13 protein-coding genes and 1 pseudogene are annotated in these 14,830 nt (G+C 72.7%); 2 read left to right on the top strand and 12 right to left on the bottom strand.

Annotated elements, in window-relative coordinates; all coding sequences use genetic code 11:
- The 7 genes and pseudogenes from ABZW03_RS23730 to ABZW03_RS23700 form a co-directional block, all read right to left on the bottom strand.
- A pseudogene (locus ABZW03_RS23730) lies at positions 1-580 on the bottom strand (hypothetical protein); the annotation flags it as partial.
- Between the two features lie 134 nt (positions 581-714).
- Positions 715-1,203 carry a DUF3180 domain-containing protein gene (locus ABZW03_RS23725; RefSeq protein WP_355261681.1) on the bottom strand — a complete coding sequence of 163 codons (489 nt, stop codon included), beginning with the start codon at positions 1,201-1,203 and terminating at the stop codon, positions 715-717.
- Between the two features lie 219 nt (positions 1,204-1,422).
- The gene (gene folK / locus ABZW03_RS23720; protein WP_355261678.1) at positions 1,423-2,022 is read right to left on the bottom strand and encodes a 2-amino-4-hydroxy-6-hydroxymethyldihydropteridine diphosphokinase; all 600 of its coding nucleotides are present in this window, start codon (positions 2,020-2,022) and stop codon (positions 1,423-1,425) included.
- Positions 2,023-2,065: 43 nt separating this feature from the next.
- Positions 2,066-2,425, bottom strand: coding sequence for a dihydroneopterin aldolase (gene folB, locus ABZW03_RS23715; RefSeq protein WP_355261684.1), 360 nt, complete (start codon positions 2,423-2,425; stop codon positions 2,066-2,068).
- Between the two features lie 245 nt (positions 2,426-2,670).
- Positions 2,671-3,168, bottom strand: coding sequence for a nuclear transport factor 2 family protein (locus tag ABZW03_RS23710; RefSeq protein WP_355261675.1), 498 nt, complete (start codon positions 3,166-3,168; stop codon positions 2,671-2,673).
- A gap of 10 nt (positions 3,169-3,178) precedes the next feature.
- Positions 3,179-4,060, bottom strand: a complete 882-nt coding sequence (gene folP / locus ABZW03_RS23705; protein ID WP_355261673.1) for a dihydropteroate synthase — start codon at positions 4,058-4,060, stop codon at positions 3,179-3,181.
- 69 nt (positions 4,061-4,129) lie between these two features.
- Complete coding sequence (locus tag ABZW03_RS23700; protein WP_355261670.1) at positions 4,130-5,971, bottom strand: phosphatidylglycerol lysyltransferase domain-containing protein; 1,842 nt, start codon at positions 5,969-5,971, stop codon at positions 4,130-4,132.
- A 378-nt stretch (positions 5,972-6,349) separates the two neighbouring features.
- Between ABZW03_RS23700 and ABZW03_RS23695 the strand changes: the two genes are divergently transcribed.
- Both ABZW03_RS23695 and ABZW03_RS23690 read left to right on the top strand, forming a co-directional pair.
- Positions 6,350-7,501: an alpha/beta hydrolase-fold protein gene (locus tag ABZW03_RS23695; protein ID WP_355261667.1), complete on the top strand. Its 1,152-nt coding sequence runs from the start codon at positions 6,350-6,352 to the stop codon at positions 7,499-7,501.
- Between the two features lie 116 nt (positions 7,502-7,617).
- A complete protein-coding gene (locus ABZW03_RS23690; protein WP_355261664.1) occupies positions 7,618-8,406 on the top strand; it encodes a ferritin-like domain-containing protein in 789 nt (262 codons plus the stop codon).
- Positions 8,407-8,425: 19 nt separating this feature from the next.
- Here ABZW03_RS23690 and folE read toward each other — a convergent pair whose 3' ends face one another.
- The 5 genes from folE to ABZW03_RS23665 form a co-directional block, all read right to left on the bottom strand.
- Positions 8,426-9,031, bottom strand: coding sequence for a GTP cyclohydrolase I FolE (gene folE, locus ABZW03_RS23685; protein ID WP_049654054.1), 606 nt, complete (start codon positions 9,029-9,031; stop codon positions 8,426-8,428).
- A 108-nt stretch (positions 9,032-9,139) separates the two neighbouring features.
- Positions 9,140-11,194: an ATP-dependent zinc metalloprotease FtsH gene (gene ftsH, locus ABZW03_RS23680; protein WP_355261659.1), complete on the bottom strand. Its 2,055-nt coding sequence runs from the start codon at positions 11,192-11,194 to the stop codon at positions 9,140-9,142.
- Between the two features lie 226 nt (positions 11,195-11,420).
- Positions 11,421-11,975 carry a hypoxanthine phosphoribosyltransferase gene (gene hpt, locus ABZW03_RS23675; protein WP_030059589.1) on the bottom strand — a complete coding sequence of 185 codons (555 nt, stop codon included), beginning with the start codon at positions 11,973-11,975 and terminating at the stop codon, positions 11,421-11,423.
- A 73-nt stretch (positions 11,976-12,048) separates the two neighbouring features.
- Positions 12,049-13,176: a tRNA lysidine(34) synthetase TilS gene (tilS, locus tag ABZW03_RS23670; RefSeq protein WP_355261656.1), complete on the bottom strand. Its 1,128-nt coding sequence runs from the start codon at positions 13,174-13,176 to the stop codon at positions 12,049-12,051.
- Between the two features lie 283 nt (positions 13,177-13,459).
- Positions 13,460-14,632: a zinc-dependent metalloprotease gene (locus tag ABZW03_RS23665; protein ID WP_355261653.1), complete on the bottom strand. Its 1,173-nt coding sequence runs from the start codon at positions 14,630-14,632 to the stop codon at positions 13,460-13,462.
- Between the last annotated feature and the right edge of the window lie 198 nt (positions 14,633-14,830).

Here is a 14,830-nt window from a genome sequence, read left to right as displayed (position 1 = left end):
GGGCGACCTCCGCACCCGCCGTCCGCGCCCGCTGGGCCTCCTGCTCCGCCGCACGGCGCTCCAGCAGCCGCAGCACGGCCGCCGCCCGCACGTACGCGGCCGGGCTGGCCGGGTACTTGGGACGGCTCGCGGCGAGCGCCCGCTGGGCCGCCTCGGCCTCCTTGAGCGCCTGCTCGGCCACCGTCACGGCCCGCTCGCGCAGCAGCCGGGCGATCTCGGTCTCGGCCTTCGCCAGCCGCGACTTCTCCGCCGTCAGCCGCCGCCCGAACCGGGTGGCCCGCTCCTCGGCGACCTCGGCCGCGTACTCGGCCTCGGCCAGCTGCTCCTCGAACCGCTCCTCGGCGCGCAGCCGCTGCGCCGCGGACATCTCGGCGGCCGCCCGGGCCGCCTTGTCCCGCTGGCGCAGCAGCAGCGCGAAGCCGAGCGTCGCGATCACCGCCGCGACACCCACCGAGCGCACCAGGATGGTGTCCTGACTGAAAAGCAGAGCGGCCAGTGCGGCGACCAGCAGTACGCCGGCGGCGGTGGGGGGAAAGACCCGGCCGAGGACGGAGGAATGACGGTGGCGTCCGCGAGACATGTCCAAGAAACTAGCGTGCGAATTGGGGCCGTGTCAGCCCAGGGTCCCCTTCCGCCCTTGACAGGGTGCGGTTTTTACCGCACGTGCCCGGGTTCTCACGCAAGATCACGAAGAAGTCCCTGCTCAGCGGCGCCTCAGCGGTGCGAGGCCGCCGGACCGCCCGGGTCGTCGTGATTCTCCGGCAGCTTGCACACGTGCTGGATCCAGAGCGCCGCCGCGATCACCGCGGCCCCCGCCAGCACCGCGAGCCCGGCCGTCACGGCCTGGTCCTGGCGGGCCGACACGTCCAGCTCGCCCAGCAGGTAGATCCCGGCCCCCGCGTAGACGCCGGTGACCACCGACGAGACCAGCGCGCTGGCCTGCCCCAGCACCACCGCCCGGGCCGCCAGCAGCGGATCGACGCCCTTCGCCCCGGGCTGCCGCTCGCGCACCGCCTTCAGCCGGGCCCGCAGCGACAGCGCGGTCGCCAGCAGGATCACCGCCACCGCCGCCAGCACCACCGGCGCCGCGGCCGGCACGGCCGGCAGCGTGTCCACGGAGGCCCACAGCTTGGAGCCGGCCCAGGACAGCGCCGTCGTGGCGGCGGTGATGCCGATCAGCAGACGGAGGCGAAGCAGCTTCACTCGGAGGAGGTCCTTCCCGGGTTCCAGAACCGGCCGGCCGCCCGGCGGCCCGGCGCGGCGACGCCAAGCCACCGTACCGGGCCCGGCCGGGCGGCCACCCGCGCGAACGGCGGACACCTACTCGTACGGCCGGGCCCCCGGCCGAGTTCCCCGGGCCGCGACGCCGGCCGCCGGCCCCCGACCGGCCCCGGGACGGAGCCCCGGGACCGGGCCGCCGGCCTACTCCGGCAGCGTCAGCCGGATGTCCTCGCGGCGCTTCACGCCCTGCGCGTCCGGGCCGCCCAGCGCGGCCAGCAGCGCGTCCACCCGCCCATGCCCGGGCACCTCGGCCTCCGGCTGGGCGTCCAGCCAGGGGGCGAGCACGAAGGCCCGCTCGTGCGAGCGCGGGTGCGGCAGCAGCAGCTGCGGGTCGTCGCTCAGCACGCCCTCGTAGGCCAGGATGTCGACGTCCAGGGTGCGCGGGCCCCAGTGGACCGTCCGCACCCGCCCGAAGGCGTCCTCGATGGCGTTGCCGCGCTCCAGCAGGTCCCGCGGGGGCAGCGAGGTGCGCAGCACGACGACCGCGTTGTAGTAGTTCGGCTGCTCCTCGGGCCCGCCGACGGCCTCGGTCTCGTACACCGCGGAGACGGCCTTGATCCTCAGCCCCGGGGTGTCGGCGAGCGCGTCGACGGCGCCCTGGAGGGTGTCCAGCCGGTTGCCCAGGTTGCTGCCGAGCGCGATCACCGCGCAGCGCTGGCTGTGCAGCGTAGTGTCGGCGGAGTCCACCCGGCTCTCCAGGTCGAACGCGTTCGGCGTGGCGGTCGGGTCAGTGGTGCTCATCGAGAACTTCCCTCTGCATCGGAGACCGGGCGCGCGGCGGCGGTCATGCGCGGGCCCGGTGGATGGTCACGGTCACGTCGTCGAACGGCACGGTGATCGGGGCGTCCGGCTTGTGCACGGTGACCTCGACCTCCTCGACCGCATCGTGCTTGAGGCACTGGTCGGCGATGCGCTGGGCCAGCGTCTCGATCAGGTCGACCGGCTCCCCGGAGATGATCGCGGTGACCTCCTCCGCCACCAGCCCGTAGTGCGCGGTGCGGGTGAGGTCGTCTCCGGCCGCGGCGGGGCGGGTGTCCAGGTACAGCACGAGGTCGACCACGAAGGTCTGGCCCTCGACGCGCTCACGCTCGAAGACGCCGTGGTGGCCCCGGGCACGCAGCCCCCGCAGGGTGACGCGGTCCAGCAAACGAATCACTGCTCCCAGTCGGACGGGCCCCACCCGGGAAAGGAACGGACGGGCAGGGCGAAGGCGGGCAGCACGCCCGCCACTCCGTTTCGAATCTACCCGCGAGCACGGACAACGCCTGACCGTCCTACCCGGCACGAACCGACGCCACGCGCACCGATATGGCGATTGACGTGAACGTTGGGTGACCACTCGGGAATTCCGGGCGACTTCTCGCCGCGGAAGTTCCGCGGTCTCCGGAATCAGCTCTCCTCGTCGTCGTCCCCGCTGGTCAGAACGGGTGAACCGTGATGCGACCAGAGCTTCCACCCGGCCGGGGTACGACGGAACAGATTCGTCGACACGACCTTTCCGCCGACCAGCGGTCCGAGCTCCCCCTCCTCCTCCGACTCGCCGCCGGAGAGGATGTTCTCGGTGCACGTGACAAGGGCCACATCACCGTGCACCTCGGCCTCGACATCGGTCAGGAAGAACTGGATGTACTCCGTGTTCATCATGATCAGCATGTACGAACGGGTCACCTGCGCCCGGCCGCGGAGCACCGGCCAGCCCGGGTGCACGCACACCACGCCGCCCTTGTCGTCGGCGTCCGCGGCGCCCAGCCAGGCGTCCTCGACCGCTTCCAGGTCCCCCCGCTCCAGCGCCTCGTAGAGCGCCCGGTTCGCCGCGAGCACGGCCTCCAGGTCCGCCTCGCGGGCCCGTCCGGCCGTACCGCCGCTCAACCTGCCGTCACCTGTCACAGACCCTCCCTCACCCCAACCGCGCCGCGTGCTGCCAGGCCGCGACCACCCGGACGGCGTCCGCCGTGCCGGACACGTCGTGCACCCGTACCGCCCAGGCTCCGGCCCGGGCCGACAGCACCGACACCGCGGCCGTCGCGTCGTCGCGCTCCCGGGCCGGGCGCAGTTCCCCGGTTGCCGGGTCGGCGAGCAGCGTACCCAGGAACCGCTTGCGCGAAGCCGCCACGAGCACGGGACGGCCGAGCGCGGTGAGCGCGTCCAGCCGGCCGAGCAGCGCCCAGTTGTGCTCGGGGGTCTTGGCGAAGCCGAGCCCCGGGTCCAGGATCACCTGGTCCTCCTTGACCCCGGCGGCCAGCAGCGCGTCCACCCGCTCGGTCAGCTCGGCGACCACGTCCCGCACCACGTCGCCGTAGACGGCCAGCCGGTCCATGTCGGCGGACTGCCCGCGCCAGTGCATCACCACGAAGGGCGCGCCGGTCTCGGCCACCACCCGGGCCATCGCCGGGTCGGCGAGCCCGCCGGAGACGTCGTTGACGATCGTGGCGCCGGCCTCGACGGCCCGCTCGGCGACCGAGGCGCGCATGGTGTCCACCGAGACCATCACCCCGGCGTCGGCGAGCTCGCGCACCACCGGGATCACCCGGCGCAGCTCCTCCTCCTCGGGCACCCGCTGCGAGCCCGGCCGGGTGGACTCGCCGCCGACGTCCACCAGGTCCGCGCCGCGGGCCCGCAGCGCGAGGCCGTGCGCGATCGCCTTGGCGGGGTCGTGCCACATCCCGCCGTCCGAGAAGGAGTCGGGCGTGACGTTGACCACGCCCATCACGGCGCAGCGCTCGAGCCGCGGCAGACCGGCCGGCAGGGAGAAGGACGGCGAATCGTTCATGCTTCCCATTATCGAACGGGGCCCCCGCCGAGGATTCTCGGCGGGGGCCCCGATCCGCGACGGCGGGCGCGACGGGCCTCAGGCGGCCTCGGTGACCTCACGGGTCGACGGGACGGGCATCAGCCCCTCGCGCTGGCGCCGGCGGCCGAAGCGGGGCATGCCGAGCGTGATGAAGGCCTCCGCCTGCATCGCAGCGAAGCCGATCCGCGGCAGGTCCCGGGTGCTCGGGAAGACCAGGAAGCGCGGCTCCCACTCGGGCTGGAACTTGGCGTTGAACTTGTACAGCGACTCGATCTGGAACCAGCGCGACAGGAACACCAGCAGCCCGCGCCAGGCGCGCAGCACCGGGCCGGCGCCGATCCGCTCGCCGCGGGCCAGCGCCGAGCGGAACATCGCGAAGTTGAGCGACACCCGGCGCACGCCCATCGCGGGCACCGCCTGGAGCGCGGCGACGATCAGCAGCTCGTTCAGGCCCGGGTCGGCGGCGCGGTCGCGGCGCATCAGCTCCAGCGAGATGCCGTCCGGCCCCCAGGGCACGAAGTGCAGCACGGCCTTCAGGTCGTCGCCGTCCTCGCCCTCCTCCGGGGCCTTGTGGGCGGTGACCACCACGCAGTCGTCGTCCAGCGGGTCGCCGAACCGGCCGAGGGCCATCGAGAAGCCGCGCTCGGTGTCGGTGCCGCGCCAGCGGGCGGCGGCGTCGGCGATCCGGTACTTCTCCTCCGCGGTGAGCTCGGAGACCCGGCGCACCTGGCAGGAGTAGCCGTTGCGCTCGATCCGCTTGACCATCTGGCGGACGTTGCGCATGGCCCGGCCGGCGAGCGAGAAGGAGGCGGTGTCGACGATCGCCTCGTCGCCCAGCTCCAGCGCGTCCAGGCCCGCCTCGCGGGTCCAGACCTCGCCGCCGACCTCGCTGCAGCCCATCACGGCCGGCACCCAGGCGTGCTCGCGGGCCTCGGCCATGAACACCTTGATCGCGCCCGGCCAGGCCTCCACGTCGCCGACCGGGTCGCCGGAGGCGAGCATCACGCCGGAGACCACCCGGTAGGAGATCGCGGCCTTGCCGGTGGGCGAGAACAGCACGCTCTTGTCGCGGCGCAGCGCGAAGTAGCCGAGCGAGTCGCGCTCGCCGTGCCGCGCGAGCAGCTCGCGGACCTTCTCCTCGTCCGCCGCGGTCAGCTCGGGCTTCGGCTTGCCCGGGCGCAGCGCCAGGTAGGCGGTGGTGAAGGCGGTCAGCAGACCGAGGCCGCCGAGCAGGTAGGCGACCAGGTCGGACATCCGGACGTTGTTGTACCGGATCGGGCCCTCGAAGCCGAACAGGCCGTACCCGACGTGCTGCAGGCGCTCGGTCAGGCCCGGGTGGCCCAGCTCGTACTTGGTCCGGGTGCTCACGATCAGCAGGCCGAGCAGCACGCTGAGGACGCCCATCACGACCAGGTTGACGACGGCCCGCCAGCGGGTGCGCGGGTCGGCCTTGGCGTAGAACTCGCGCTGGTGGACCAGCATCACGACGAGGAGCACCAGCGAGACGACGGCCGGGCCGATCTGGTGCCAGCGCAGGATGTGCAGCCCGGCGCTGACCGGCAGCAGCACGCAGACCGCCCGCCAGGCCCGCCGCTTGCGCCGGCGCAGCGCGTGCGCCAGCGGCACCAGCAGGATGCCCACCATCAGCGCGCCGACCGCCGCCAGGCTGGTGGTGCCGCCCGGCAGCTGCCCGGCGAAGTTGTGCACCTTGGTGTGCCGGAGCTTGGGGAACACCGCGCTGGCGATGTCCACGAGCCCGATCAGCAGACAGGCGTAGCCGACCGCTCCGGGGAGCCAGGCCCGCGGGACGGCGGACGCCTGGTTGCGCAGCGTCTGCAGGCCGCGGCGGCGGCGGGACGGCTGCTCGGGGCTCGGCTCAACGGACACGGGACTGCTCATGGGTGCTCAGCGTAGAGGCTGCGGTGCGGTGTCCGGTCACTCCGGGGGAGGACGCGTGATGGACCTTCATGCCTATTCCTTCATCAGGCAATGCGCATACCAAGGACCCGGAAACGGTCGGTAAACCGGGGCCGTGGTCGCGCTGCGGGTTGAGCCGGCGGTGGGAGCCGGGGGCCTGCCGCCGCGTGGCGCGACAGGACCCTCCGGGACGCGTTACGTACGGTGGACGCCGCATTCTAGGGTGCCGGTTGCCTTCGGCTCGCCCCGCCCTTCCAGCCCCGCCCGGGCGTCCGGACAGCCTAGCCACGGTGGCCCGGCCTGACGGACCGCCAGACGATGAAGCCTGCACCGACAGTGTCCCACCGGAAGGCCGACGGTATGGAACTGACCAGCGACGCGCTGGTGAACTCGCTGCTCGCGCTCGGCGTGGCGGCAATCGTCACGACCCTGTGGCTCTGGCCGCGGCTGGCGCCCCAGCGCCCGCTGCCGGTGCTCGGCCGGATCGGCCTGCTGACGGCCGTTCAACTCTCCGTCCTGGCCGTGCTGGCGCTGTCGGTGAACAACTCCTTCGGGTTCTACACCTCCTGGTCCGACCTGCTCAGCCCGGGCGGCGCCAAGCTCGCGCTGACCAGCAACGAGAACCACAAGGGCTCCCCGGCCGCCGAGGCCCTGGTCCAGCCCACCACCGAGGGCGGCCTGGAGACCGTCACCAACCTGCCGAAGGGCCCGCCCGAGGAGGTCGGCAGGGTCGAGTCGGTCCGGGTCAACGGCAAGGAGACGGGCTTCTCCGACCAGATGTTCGTCTACCTGCCGCCCGCGTACTTCGACCCGAAGCTCGCCCTGGTCCGCTTCCCCGTCCTGCTGGCCATCGCCGGCTTCCCGGGCACCACGCTGAACCTGCTGCACGAGCTCCCCTTCGCCCAGACCGCGATCGAGCTGCAGCGCTCCGGCAAGATGCCGCCGACCGTCCTGGTGATGGCCCGCCCGGCGGTCGTGCCGTCCCGGGACACCGAGTGCGTGGACGTCCCCGGCGGGCCGCGCACCGAGACCTGGTTCGTCAAGGACGTCCCGGAGGCCATCCGCGCCGGCTACCGGGTCGGCCGCACGGCCGGCTCCTGGGGCGCCCTCGGCTACTCCACCGGCGGCAGCTGCGCACTGCGCCTGGCGATGCGCTTCCCGAACGTCTACGGCAACGCGGCCAGCCTGCACGGGGACTTCACCGTGCGCCAGGACAACTACACCGGCGGCGACCTCTTCAACGGCGACAAGGCGCTGACCCAGCAGCACGACCTCGGCTGGCGGCTGCAGAACCTGCCGCTCCCGGCGCTCAACCTGCTCGCGGTCTCCACCCGCACCGAGGGGGACTACCCGCAGACCGCCCAGTTCGTCGACCAGGCCACCAAGGCCGCCGCGGCCAACCCGCAGTTCCGGGTCGACGCGCTCTACCTCGACGACGGCGGGCACAACTTCGACAGCTGGACCCGGGAGCTGCCGGCCACGCTCGAGTGGCTGGGCGCGCACCTCGGCTAGCGCAGGCGGGTGATTACCCGCCGGTCGGGCCGGACGGCGGGCGGCCCGGGGGAACGTATCGCGACCGCCCGGCGGCCCCCGACGGGCACCGCCCCGGACCCCGTGCAGGAGGCACCGTGCTGAGCACCCGCTCGCTCTTCGACGAGATCTACCGGAACGACCAGGCGTACCAGCTGTTCTGCAGCATCGCGGCCGGCGGCGAGGACCAGGGCGGCTGGGAGAACGAGCGGATCACCGCGCTCACCCGGGATCCGGTCCTCGCCCCGAAGGTCGCCCGGCACGGTGCCGACGAGCGCAAGCACGGCCGGATCTTCACCCAGCTGCTGAACAGGCGCGGCCTGCCCAAGGTGCCCGTGCCGGACGAGGCCGACTACTGCATGCTGCTGGAGCGCCAGGGCGTCGGCCTCTCGCACGAGCGGCTGAACAGCGACGTCCCGCTCACCGACCGCGAGATCATCACCTACCTCGCGCACAGCCGGGTCACCGAGCAGCGCGCCGCCGAGCAGATGCGCCAGCTGGTCCGGGTGTACGGGGACAACCCCGCGCTCGGCCGGGCGATGCGGATGATCTCCGCCGACGAGGACAACCACCTCGCGTACTGCCACGAGGAGCTGCTGCGGCTGATCGCCGAGGGCCACGGCCCGTACGTCCGGCACGTCCTGGAGGCCAGCGCCCGCGGCGAGATCCGCACCCACCGGGACGTCGGCCTCGCCGTCACCGCCCGGATGGCCCGGATCCTGCGCTGGCCCCGCTGGCAGCTCGCCCTGGTCACCCTCGGGGTGCACGCGCTCTACCTGTACGACCGCGCCTACGGCTGGCGCCGGATGGTCGCGCTGAGGATGCCCGAGCGCCGCAACGCCCTGGGCACCCCGGCCCCGCCGCACGCGGAGCGCGAGGCGCTCTGAGCCTCCCCGCCCGGTACGGCTAGCGGCCGATGATGAGGCTCATCGCCTCGGCCCGGGTGGCCGGGTCGCGCAGCTGGCCGCGCACGCAGGAGGTGATGGTCTTGGCGCCGGGCTTGCGGATGCCGCGCATCGACATGCACATGTGCTCGCACTCGACCACGACGATGGCCCCGCGCGGCTCCAGGATGCGCATCAGCGCGTCGGCCACCTGGCTGGTCAGGCGCTCCTGCACCTGCGGCCGGCGGGCGTAGACGTCGACCAGCCGGGCGAGCTTGGACAGCCCGGTGATCTTGCCGCTGGTGGACGGGATGTACCCGACGTGGGCCACGCCGCGGAACGGCACCAGGTGGTGCTCGCAGACCGAGGTCAGCTCGATGTCCTTGACCAGCACCATCTCGTCGTGGCCGAGGTCGAAGGTGGTGGTCAGGACGTCCTCGGGCTCCTGCCACAGGCCCGCGAATATCTCCTTGTAGGCGCGCGCGACCCGGGCCGGGGTCTCCAGCAGGCCCTCGCGGTCAGGGTCCTCCCCGACGGCGAGCAGCAGCTCGCGGATGGCGTTCTCGGCCCGCTTCTGGTCGAAGGTACCGACGGCGGGCGGACCGTCGAACGTCACCGGGTCGATCATGCGGGCCTCGCTTTGGTATCGGAAAGACTCTGGCTGAACAGCACGGATGCCGCGCCTCCAGGGTACAAACCCTGGTGACGCGGCATCCATTCCGCACGGAACCGGGGGTCAGCCCTCGGTCGTCGGCTCGGTGGCCGGCAGCGGCGGGAGCTTCACGACGTCCACCGCCGCGCCCTCGCCGGAGGCGGCGCCGTTGGTGAGCGCCAGCTCCTTCGGGGACTGCACCGGGGGCCGGGTGGACGGCGTGCGGCGGGCGGAGCCCGTCCAGGCCGGCCGGGCCGGGCGCTTGACGATCGGCGCGAAGATCTCGGCGATCTGCTCCTTGTTCAGGGTCTCCTTCTCCAGGAGCTCCAGGACCAGGTTGTCGAGCACGTCGCGGTTCTCGACCAGGATCTCCCAGGCCTCGTTGTGCGCGGTGTCGATGAGCTTCTTGACCTCTTCGTCGACCAGCCCGGCGACCTCTTCCGAGTAGTCGCGCTGGTGGCCCATCTCACGGCCCAGGAACGGCTCCGAGTTGTCGCTGCCGAACTTGATCGCCCCGAGGCGCTCGGTCATGCCGTACTGGGTGACCATGGCCCGGGCCGTCGCGGTGGCCTTCTCGATGTCGTTCGAGGCGCCGGTGGTCGGGTCGTGGAAGACCAGCTCCTCCGCCGCGCGCCCGCCCATCATGTAGGCGAGCTGGTCGAGCATCTCGTTGCGGGTGGTGGAGTACTTGTCCTCGTCCGGCAGCACCATGGTGTAGCCGAGGGCCCGGCCGCGGGACAGGATGGTGATCTTGTGCACCGGGTCGCTGTACTGGCAGGCCGCCGCGACCAGGGCGTGGCCGCCCTCGTGGTACGCGGTGATCTTCTTCTCCTTGTCGGACATGATCCGCGTGCGCTTCTGCGGACCGGCCACGACGCGGTCGATCGCCTCGTCCAGGATGCCGTTGTCGATCAGCTTCTTGTCCGACCGGGCGGTCAGCAGCGCCGCCTCGTTGAGGACGTTCGACAGGTCGGCACCGGTGAAGCCGGGGGTGCGCTTGGCGACGGCCGAGAGGTCGACGTCGGGCGCGATCGGCTTGCCCTTCTGGTGCACCTTGAGGATGTCCAGCCGGCCCTGGAGGTCGGGGCGCTCCACCGCGATCTGGCGGTCGAAGCGGCCCGGGCGCAGCAGCGCCGGGTCCAGGATGTCGGGACGGTTGGTCGCGGCGATCAGGATCACGCCGCCCTTGACGTCGAAGCCGTCCATCTCGACCAGCAGCTGGTTGAGGGTCTGCTCGCGCTCGTCGTGGCCGCCGCCGAGGCCCGCGCCGCGGTGCCGGCCGACGGCGTCGATCTCGTCGACGAAGACGATCGCCGGGGCGTTCGCCTTGGCCTGCTCGAAGAGGTCGCGGACGCGGCTGGCGCCGACACCGACGAACATCTCGACGAAGTCCGAGCCGGAGATGGAGTAGAACGGCACCCCGGCCTCGCCCGCGACGGCGCGCGCCAGCAGGGTCTTGCCGGTCCCGGGCGGGCCGTAGAGCAGCACGCCCTTGGGGATCTTGGCGCCGACGGCCTGGAACTTGGCCGGCTCCTGGAGGAACTCCTTGATCTCGTGGAGCTCCTCGACCGCCTCGTCCGCGCCGGCGACGTCGGCGAAGGTGGTCTTCGGGGTGTCCTTGGTGAGCAGCTTGGCCTTGGACTTGCCGAACTGCATGACCCGGGAGCCGCCGCCCTGCATCTGGTTCATCAGGAACAGGAAGACCAGGACGATGATCACGATCGGGAGCATCGACAGCAGCAGGCTGACGAAGGTGCTCTGCTTCTCCGGGCTGATGGTGTAGCCCTCGGCGAGCGTGCCCTGGTTGTTGTCGTTGACCTGGGCCTGGAGCTTGTCGGCGATGGCGACACCCTGGTCGCCGATGTACGAGGCCTGGAACTTGGTACCGGACGGGGTCTTGCCCGTACCGGCGCTGGGCAGCGTGGCGCCGTCCTTCAGCTGGATCTTGACGGTGTTCGAGTCACCGGTGGTGATCTGCGCCGACTTGACGTTGTGCGCGTCGATCGCCGCGACGACCTGACCGGTGTCCACCGTCTTGTAGCCGTTCGAGTCCGAAACGACCTGCATCAGTACGATGACGGCGAGGACGGCCAGCACGATCCACATGATCGGCGCACGGAAGTATCGCTTGACGTCCATCCATGCGGGGCGTTGCCGCCCCGTCCCTCCTGCCACTCAACGGCGCCGGGGGGCTGTTGGGCCGCGGCGCATCCGATTGGTGCTCATGTGAAGAGCGGTTTATTGGACCGTACCGCAGTCGGACCCGCCCATGGCGGGAGCACGGCGACACGGCTTTGCTTCTTTGTCCCCCGGGTCCAACGGGCGGGAACCGCCTACTGTTCCCGCCCGTAGCCCGAACGGGCCCTCAGCCGCCGTAGACGTGCGGGGCGAGGGTGCCGATGAAGGGGAGGTTGCGCAGCTTCTCCGCGTAGTCCAGGCCGTAGCCGACCACGAACTCGTTGGGGATGTCGAAGCCGACGTACTTCACGTCGATCTCGACCTTCGCCGCGTCCGGCTTGCGGAGCAGGGTGCAGACCTCCAGCGACGCCGGGCCGCGCGAGCCCAGGTTGCCCAGCAGCCAGGACAGCGTCAGACCGGAGTCGATGATGTCCTCGACGATCAGGACGTCACGGCCGGCGATGTCGGTGTCCAGGTCCTTCAGGATCCGCACGACGCCGGAGGACTTGGTGCCCATGCCGTACGAGGAGACGGCCATCCAGTCCATGGTGACCTGCGAGTGCAGGGCCCGGGCCAGGTCGGCCATGACCATCACGGCCCCCTTGAGGACGCCGACGATCAGCAGGTCCTTGCCTGCGTAGTCCCGGTCGATGCGCTCGGCCAGCTCAAGGAGCTTGGCGTCGATCTCGTCCTTGCTGATGAGCACCTTCGCGAGGTCAGCGCCCATGTCGTTCTGGTCCACCGGGGATACGTCCTCAAACGTTCGGGGTCTGTGTGGCCGGCGGCCCGGCTCCCCCGGGGGCATGACCCGCCCGTCAGTCGCCCTGCCGCCGAAAGACCAGCGTGCCACACCTGCGGGTGGCCTCGACGCCCCCGGGTAGGTGCAACGGCCCCTGTCCGCGCCATCCGGTGACCAGCAGGTCGATCGTCTCCAGGTGCCGGGCGAACAGGTCCCCGGCCGGACAGCCCGCCCGCAGCGCGGCCCGGCGCAGCACCCGACGGCGCACCGCGGACGGCAGTTCGGCCAGTTTCACGGCGTCCAGGGCGCCGTCGCCCGTCCGGAGGTCGCGTTCGGCCAGGGAGGCCCACTGGTCGAGGGCGTCGGCGTCGTCGCGGAACAGCCGGGCGGTGCGGGCCAGCGCCTCGACCACTCCGCCGCCCAGGTGCTTCTCCAGGACCGGCAGCACCTCGTGGCGGACCCGGGAGCGGGTGTAGGCGGGATCACAGTTGTGCGGGTCGTCCCAGACCGGGATCGACTGGGCGACGCAGGCCTGCCGGGTGGCGGCCCGGTCCAGCTCCAGCAGCGGGCGGCGGTAGCGGCCCTTCTGGGCGGGCATCCCGGCCAGCGAGCGGGCGCCGGAGCCGCGGGCCAGGCCCAGCAGCACGGTCTCGGCCTGGTCGTCCCGGGTGTGGCCGAGCAGCACCGCGATCGCGCCGTGGCGGTCGGCGGCCTCGTCCAGCGCGGCGTAGCGGGCGTCCCGGGCGGCGGCCTCCGGGCCCCCGGCGCGGCCGACCCGCACCGGGACCGCCTCCACCGGGTCGAGGCCGAGCGTGCGCAGCCGGTCGGCAACTTGGTCGGCGCGCTCGGCGGAGCCGGCCTGGAGGCCGTGGTCGACGGTGACGGCGCCGACCCGCAGGCCGATCTTGGGGGCCTCGAAGGCGGCGGCGATGGCCAGCGCCATCGAGTCGGCGCCGCCGCTGACCGCGACCAGGACCAGCGGCGAGCCGGGCGCGGCCGGGGTGCGGGGCAGTCCGGAGGGGTGGCGGGCGGCGTTGCCGATCAGCGTGGTGCCGACGGCGGCGCCCACCAGCGGCGCCCCGGCCGGGCGCTCGCGGGGCCCGCGCACGGGGGCGGTGAAGGTGGAACCGGCCTCGGCGGCGAGATCGGTCAGGGTACGGCGAACGGCCAGGCGTATCGCGGCGACGGCGGGGTGAGGGCCCACGGCGGAAGACTCCTCGACGGAGGGGACAGGACTGGCGGCGGACGCGGCGGAGCCGCGCACCGCACGAACACCCGGTAACCGGGCGCTCACAGATGGTGGCAGATGGTGGCCACCCGCTATGCCACCCGCGCCCCCGGTACGACGACCGTCCCACGTTCGGGTGAATGAAGAAACGCTTCTTCACTCGTCGTCTGGCCGATTGGACCACTCGTACGAGCGGGTTTGACCGTCGCGCGCCGCTTGCCGCCCGGCTCCCGGCGCGCCCGCGTCACGATCGCCCCGCTCAGCGCGCCACCCGGGCCACCCAGGCGGCCGGATCGTGGATCTCGTCCTTGGTCGGCAGGGTGTTCGGGGAGGTCCAGACCCGGTTGAACCCCTCCATGCCGACCTGCTCCACCACCCCGCGCACGAACACCGCGCCGTCCTGGTACTGGCGCAGCTTCGCGTCCATGCCGAGCAGCCGGCGCAGCAGCAGGTCGAGCCGGTTGGCGCCGCGGTCCCGGCGCTGCTGGAACTTCTCCCGGATCTCCGAGACCGTCGGCACCACGGCCGGTCCGACGCCGTCCATCACCACGTCGGCGTGGCCCTCCAGCAGCGACATCACGGCCGTCAGCCGGCCGAGGATCTCGCGCTGCGCGGGCGACTGGACGATCTCCAGCAGGTTCCCGGCGGGGGCGCTGTCCCGGTTGCCGCCGCCCGGCAGGCCGCCGAGCGAACCCGCCGCGTCCCGCAGCCGCTCCAGCAGGGCGCCCGGGTCGACGTCCGTCTCGGCGAGGAAGGACTGCACCTCGGACTGGATGTGGTCGCGCAGCCACGGCACCGCGGTGAACTGGGTCCGGTGCGTCTCCTCGTGCAGGCAGACCCAGAGCCGGAAGTCGGACGGGTCGACGTCCAGCTCCCGCTCGACGTGCACGATGTTCGGTGCCACCAGCAGCAGCCGGCCCGGACCGGGGCCGTCCGGCCCCAGCCGCGGCTTGTCGAACAGCGCGGCCGGGCTGTCCGGCGCCTCCAGCGGGGGCTCGCCCGGGGCGAAGGTCTCGTACTGGCCCAGCACCTTGGTGGCCAGGAACGCCAGCAGCGCCCCGACCTCGATCCCGGTGGCCTTCTCGCCCACCGCGCCGAACACCCCGGCCGTCGCGCTGTTCGCCCGACGCGCCTGGAGCTTCTCCACCAGCGGCTGGACGACCGTGCGGAAGCCCGCCACGTTGGCCCGGATCCACCCGGGACGGTCCACCACCAGCACCGGCGTCGCCGCGGCCCGGGACAGGCTGGACGAGCGCATGCCGGTGAACGCCCGCACGTGCTCCTCCGCCTCCAGGGCGTGCCGGCGCAGCTCGGCGACCACCGCCGCCGCTTCCGCCCGGCTCACTTCCGGCCCCGGCCGCACCAACCTGGTCGCGGTTGCGACCGCGAGGTTCCAGTCGACCATGTCAGCACCGCCACTCGCGCTCGTCATGCCCTCACCGTACGTGCTCCCCACCACCAACGGCAGCCACCTGCCGCCAACACCTCTCCCCGACGGCCCGGCGGCCTCGCGGACGGCGCGCGGCGGCGGACCGGCCGGTGCGGGCCGGGACGGCCGCGGAGGTGGCGGGCGGCGGGCGGCCGCGGCGGGCGAGGCGGTCCGTGACCGTGGGGGTGGGGCCCACGGCGG

It is taken from the genome of Kitasatospora sp. NPDC004799 (assembly GCF_040609095.1).
Lineage (GTDB): Bacteria > Actinomycetota > Actinomycetes > Streptomycetales > Streptomycetaceae > Kitasatospora.
This window is presented reverse-complemented; position numbering and strand designations above follow the sequence as displayed.